5 protein-coding genes and 1 pseudogene are annotated in these 5,131 nt (G+C 43.9%); 1 reads left to right on the top strand and 5 read right to left on the bottom strand.

The genetic code is table 11. The annotated features are described in order from the left end of the window. From EWV68_RS17645 to EWV68_RS17635, 3 genes and pseudogenes are all read right to left on the bottom strand, one after another. A pseudogene (locus EWV68_RS17645) lies at positions 1–294 on the bottom strand (hypothetical protein); the annotation flags it as partial. A 4-nt stretch (positions 295–298) separates the two neighbouring features. Further along, the gene (locus EWV68_RS17640) at positions 299–436 is read right to left on the bottom strand and encodes a hypothetical protein (protein WP_164516998.1); all 138 of its coding nucleotides are present in this window, start codon (positions 434–436) and stop codon (positions 299–301) included. 250 nt (positions 437–686) lie between these two features. Beyond that, on the bottom strand, positions 687–1,802 hold the full coding sequence (locus tag EWV68_RS17635) for a TIGR03032 family protein (RefSeq protein WP_061431730.1): 1,116 nt from the start codon (positions 1,800–1,802) through the stop codon (positions 687–689). Between the two features lie 307 nt (positions 1,803–2,109). Between EWV68_RS17635 and chrA the strand changes: the two genes are divergently transcribed. Beyond that, complete coding sequence (gene chrA / locus EWV68_RS17630) at positions 2,110–3,267, top strand: chromate efflux transporter (protein WP_061431531.1); 1,158 nt, start codon at positions 2,110–2,112, stop codon at positions 3,265–3,267. A 35-nt stretch (positions 3,268–3,302) separates the two neighbouring features. On the opposite strand, the gene hisG is transcribed toward chrA, so the two are convergent. Then, the gene (gene hisG / locus EWV68_RS17625; protein ID WP_061431532.1) at positions 3,303–3,953 is read right to left on the bottom strand and encodes an ATP phosphoribosyltransferase; all 651 of its coding nucleotides are present in this window, start codon (positions 3,951–3,953) and stop codon (positions 3,303–3,305) included. A gap of 203 nt (positions 3,954–4,156) precedes the next feature. After that, positions 4,157–4,900: an HAD family hydrolase gene (locus EWV68_RS17620; RefSeq protein WP_287170548.1), complete on the bottom strand. Its 744-nt coding sequence runs from the start codon at positions 4,898–4,900 to the stop codon at positions 4,157–4,159. Positions 4,901–5,131: the final 231 nt, after the last annotated feature.

The following is a 5,131-nucleotide window of genomic DNA, read 5'->3' as shown; positions in this document are numbered from 1 at the left end:
CTTACCGCGTTCTATCCCTCGTAACTCCATATTACTCATTAAAGGCATGGTTCTTTCCTCCTCAAATTGTTTGATTTTACTCTCTAAACTTGACTGCAATTCAGGGGATAAAGTCATCAGATTGTCGATGATTTCAAACAGTTTAATTATCTGTTCCCTCTCGAACTCCTTTTCATATAATCCCCTGATTAACTTCCATTTCCACTGTTCCCGTTGTGGCAGCTTCCCAATAGTCGCTTTTGTTTTCAGGTGTGCCATGACTATTATAGCAAAGGGATTGTTACTTGCTTCCAATTAGTCACTGATAACTGATAACTGATAACTGATAACTGATTAGTTGGTGAACTTCGGGAAAAAAGAAGTATAAAAACGCTTCAAAATACTCGCTTAATGCTTCTTTCCAGGGTTCATCATAATTGGCGGTTGTTTGGTTCATGGCGAGTCGCTACCAATTGGAAAGTTAGGCACTCATCTAAATCTATTATTCCCCATAAATATCATCAATGCTACTTGTCGTCACAAAACTTCCCATTAGAGCAACCTACATCTACATCTTTGTTCTGACATTTATTGGTAAAACTATATAATGCCGTCGGATAGCCGGGGAAGGAACCAGATAAACCAGGGAAGATATCTTTAACCAAAAAAGGAGTTGACATGATTTTTTCCTGAATAAAGAGTAAAAATTAAACAATTAAAGAAGGCACCATCCAGACGGATTGAGTGCCGTCGAGGTCGGTATCCGGTCCAATTAGCGCCGGGTTGCGGTAGCCCGGCAGGACAGAGACGGCAAAAACCTCCTCCACGCCGCTATTGAACCAAAAAGTTGCCACCAGTTGACTGGTAGCTAGGTTGACAATAGCCAACCCGCACCGCAATTGATTACGCCGCTCATCCAGGGGTAAACCGCCAAAAATCGCAGTTTCCCGGATTTGGGACAACCCGACAAAGGCGTGACCTTCCCAACAGTCTAAACCCCGGGTAAAACCGGGCAATTCCGCCACGATTTCCGTGCTACCAGTTTGGGGATGCCAACGGTTCAAGGTTCCATAACCGGAATTGAGGAAATAGAGATTACCCTGGTAAAGACGGGGAGAATGGGGCATAGCTAAACCCCGCAAAATCACCTCTCCCCTAGCCACATCAATCAAGCATCCGCCCTGGGCCTTATTCTCTCGCCAGAGGCTTTCCTGGTTGGTTTCCCCCAATGCCGTCACATATACGGGAGTGCCGCTATTTTCAGCCATAGCCAAGCCATTGAGGTGGCAGCGGTCTCCGGGGACTAACTCGGTAATAAAAGGCGGTTTCCACTGGGGTAGAAAACTCCAATTTCCTTCGATAGTTGCCAGACAGTTAAACAGGGTATTGACCACCCAAAGGCGATTACTGCCAAAGGCCAAATCATGACCCATAATCGGGCCGGTGAGGTGAGAGGAGCGGGCCAAAAAGGCGATATCCTGTTCCCCTTCCGGTTTAATCTGGGGGGCAATCTCTCGATTAGCGGGTAAATTCCAAATTGCCTGACGAGCGCCCACAGCAATTCCGGTAGCAGTTCGGGTTAAACCCATCGCTTGGTCAAAATGGGCGAAACTCACCCGTATTTGTCCTTGATAAGTGCCAATGCTGGCCACTCGTCCCGCTTGGTAGGTGGAAATCAACACTGAGAGGTCAAGCTGGTTGAGTAATTCCGGCAGATTGAGGCTGTACTCATAATTGACCGGCACCGCTTGGTGCTGAGGTGGACTCGCTGCCGGCTCTTGGGTATCTGAAAACTGGTTAGTCTTGGGCGGCAAGCTGTCCATAGAGTTTTTTTGCATAGATTAACATCGATTGTGATAATTGATTATTGTCTAGGGTTTATTCTGGTTTCAGTTGGTATTAATGGGGTCTATTATAAATAAACTAATCAATATTATTTATAAAGTTTTCTTAACTTTTTTTGTATCAAATTTACTTGACCGGGAGCCTTAAATATTTATGATTGAGTTTGTGTAAAACACTTTTGCAATTATGAAATTTCGGCATTGACGAGATCTAGCTAAGAATTTAGCTTAAGCCTATTCTTTTGGATATAAACTTAATTCTAGAAAAACTATTGGTAATCAGAAAATGCTGACTTCATCGCCTCCCAATCTCTCGCAACTTGCCCTTTTATTTCTCAAAATCGGCATTATCGGTTTTGGTGGTCCAGCTGCCCATATCGCTTTAATGGAGGAAGAAGTGGTTAAGCGTCGCGGTTGGATGACTAAGGAGCGATTTCTCGATTTGGTGGGGGCCACTAATCTGATTCCTGGTCCTAATTCCACGGAAATGGCCATTCATATCGGTTATATTTTTGGGGGTTTAGCGGGTTTAATAATCACGGGGGTTTGTTTTATTACTCCTGCGGTGTTAATTACGGGTTTTCTAGCTTGGATTTATACTACCTACGGGACTTTACCCGATGTGGCCCCGATTTTTGCCGGCATTAAACCGGTAGTAATTGCGGTGATTTTTCAGGCACTCTGGCGCTTAGGTAAAAAGGCACTGAAAACCCGTCAATTACTGTTCATCGGATTGGGAGTTATCGGATTATTAATTTTAGGTTTAAATGAAATTATCGCTTTACTGTTAGGCGGAATTATCGGGATGTTTATCCTAAAAAAATTCGCTACTTTCCCCCTGATTGTGGCAGGAATAGGCGGTGCGACGGCGGTTGCTGCTCCTAGCAACATCCCACCGACATTAACAGGATTAGGGCTATTTTTCCTCAAGGTGGGTAGTGTTTTATTTGGTAGTGGTTATGTGTTAGTTGCCTTTTTAGAAGGGGATTTAGTGCAGGGGAAAGGATGGTTAACCCAGCAACAATTATTAGATGCTATTGCTGTGGGTCAATTTACCCCCGGTCCAGTGTTATCTACAGCCACTTTTATCGGTTATCAAATATTAGGAGTATCGGGGGCAATTGTGGCAACTCTAGCGATTTTTTTTCCTTCTTTTATCTTTGTTTTATTACTTAATCCTCTTATTCCTAAGCTGAGAGAATCGGTTTGGGCAGGGGCTTTTTTAGATGCGATTAATGCTAGTGCTGTGGCTTTAATGGTAGCAGTTATTTTTAATTTAGCCCTAGCTACTTGGTTACAACCCTACGGGAATTTACCTTTTAATTTATTGGCTATCATTCTATCTCTTATCTCCGCTATTCTTTTACTACGTTTTCAGGTTAATTCTACTTGGTTAATTCTTGCTGGTGCGCTTATTGGTTTGCTATTAAAACAATTAGGTTAGCGGGAAATACTGCCCCAAACTAACCTATATTTTACTTAAACTTTTGCCATTGATGTAGTTGCTTCTCTGAGCTTTTCTACCCAGTTATAAATCTGATTGCGGTCTAGTCGATAGCTGAGGGGATGGGCGATTAATCGAGCGCTACTAGCAAATAATTCGTCAATTTCTACTAAACCATTTTCCCGTAAAGTTCGACCGGTAGAAACTAGGTCAACTATCGCTTCTGACATCCCCGTAATCGGGCCTAATTCTACGGAACCATAGAGAGGTATAATCTCGACGGGAATATCTAAACGACGAAAATAATCCTTAGCACAATTGACAAATTTTGAGGCAACTTTACCGTGATGGGGAATATCTAAGGGACTTTGATAGGGACTATCAGCAGGGACAGCTACCGACATCCGACAGTAACCAAATTTTAGGTCAATTAAATTAGCCACATCAGGAGATTTTTCCAATAAAACATCATAACCGGCGATGCCTAATTGTGCCTGACCGTATTCTACATAAACTGGTACATCTGTTGCTCTGACTAATAACGCTTTCGCTTGATTAGTGGGGTCGGTAATCTGTAATTGGCGATTTTTTGAGTCAAGAAAGGCACTAAAATCTAAGCCAATTTTCTGAAATATTTGGATACTTTCGTTTAGTAAAGCACCCTTCGGTAAGGCAATTGTTAGCATAGAGGGAATTATGAATTGGGAAGTGGGGAGGTGGGGAAGTGGGGAAGTGGGGAAATGGGGAAATGGGGAGGTGGGGAAATGGGGAAATGGGGAAATGGGGAGGGGAAGTGGGGAAGTGGGGAAATGGGGAAGTGGGGAAATTGAACTAAAACCCCAAAACCCCAACACCTAAAACCTGTCTCGGAGTCTCCTGACAGCTAAAATCATAACTGATAACTGATAACCGAGATGGCAGTAAGTTCTCTAATCACCACATCAGCTAATTGTAAATCTTGATGGGTTTCCGGTTGCCAACTAATTGCGATCGCTGCTGCTGATTTTGCCTGTTTAGCCATTTCCCAATCGGCCCTAGTGTCCCCCACCATCAGGGTTTTGTCCACTGCGGTCCCCAAAGCTTGACAGGTTTCTTGCAATAATAGGGGATCCGGTTTACTTAAACCTCGATCGCAGCCCTGGGCAATTTTAATATAATTTAATAGGTGATTTTCCTTGACAAATTGCTCCACTCGTGCTGTGGTATCGGAGGAAAGAATCGCCAATTGTAAACCGGCCGCGTGCAGATAACGAATTACCTCTAAACAGTGGGGATAGAGGGGATTTAAGCGGGGGGGAACCTTTTCATCGGCCGCTTGAAAGGCCGCCTTGGCGATCGCCATTGCCGTTAACCAATCCCGGCCGGTGGAAGCAATACAACCGGCAGCTGCGATATGATTATCTCTGCGGCTGCCCACTGCCATTAAACCAGCAGGATTGAGACTATTTGCCCCAATACCGAAAGTTTTAGTTAATAAAGACTCTAAACCAGGGATTTGCGATTCAATGGCTTGTATCCGGGCTATAGCTCGATCGTACCAGAAAGCCCGCGAATCCTCTAGCGTACCGTCCTTATCAAAAACAATCCCTTGAATATCTCTAAATTCTCGATTACCACAGCGAATTATCGGCAAATAAACCCCCTTATTTTTATTAAATGTCAGCCGTCAGCTAAGTACCTAAGCAAAATTAATTACACATCTAAGCCACTACTCCGTCAGACTTCTGGTGTGAGGAAACAGTGAACTGAAAACTCAAATCCGATCCCTAATAGCTGTCTCGGAGTCTCGGAGTCTCGGAGTCTCGGAGTCTCGGAGTCTCGGAGTCTCGGAGTCTCGACTAGGAAATTAATTTTGCACGACTAC

Origin of the sequence: Microcystis sp. M_QC_C_20170808_M9Col, from assembly GCF_007095495.1 — a bacterium.
Taxonomy (GTDB): Bacteria; Cyanobacteriota; Cyanobacteriia; order Cyanobacteriales; family Microcystaceae; genus Microcystis; species Microcystis aeruginosa.
This window is presented reverse-complemented; position numbering and strand designations above follow the sequence as displayed.

Bases quoted from the DNA above. Each gene is read 5' to 3' on its own strand.
- EWV68_RS17640 (WP_164516998.1), bottom strand. From the start codon at position 436: ATGAACCAAACAACCGCCAATTATGATGAACCCTGGAAAGAAGCATTA.
- EWV68_RS17635 (WP_061431730.1), bottom strand. From the start codon at position 1,802: ATGGACAGCTTGCCGCCCAAGACTAACCAGTTTTCAGATACCCAAGAG.
- chrA (WP_061431531.1), top strand. From the start codon at position 2,110: ATGCTGACTTCATCGCCTCCCAATCTCTCGCAACTTGCCCTTTTATTT.
- hisG (WP_061431532.1), bottom strand. From the start codon at position 3,953: ATGCTAACAATTGCCTTACCGAAGGGTGCTTTACTAAACGAAAGTATC.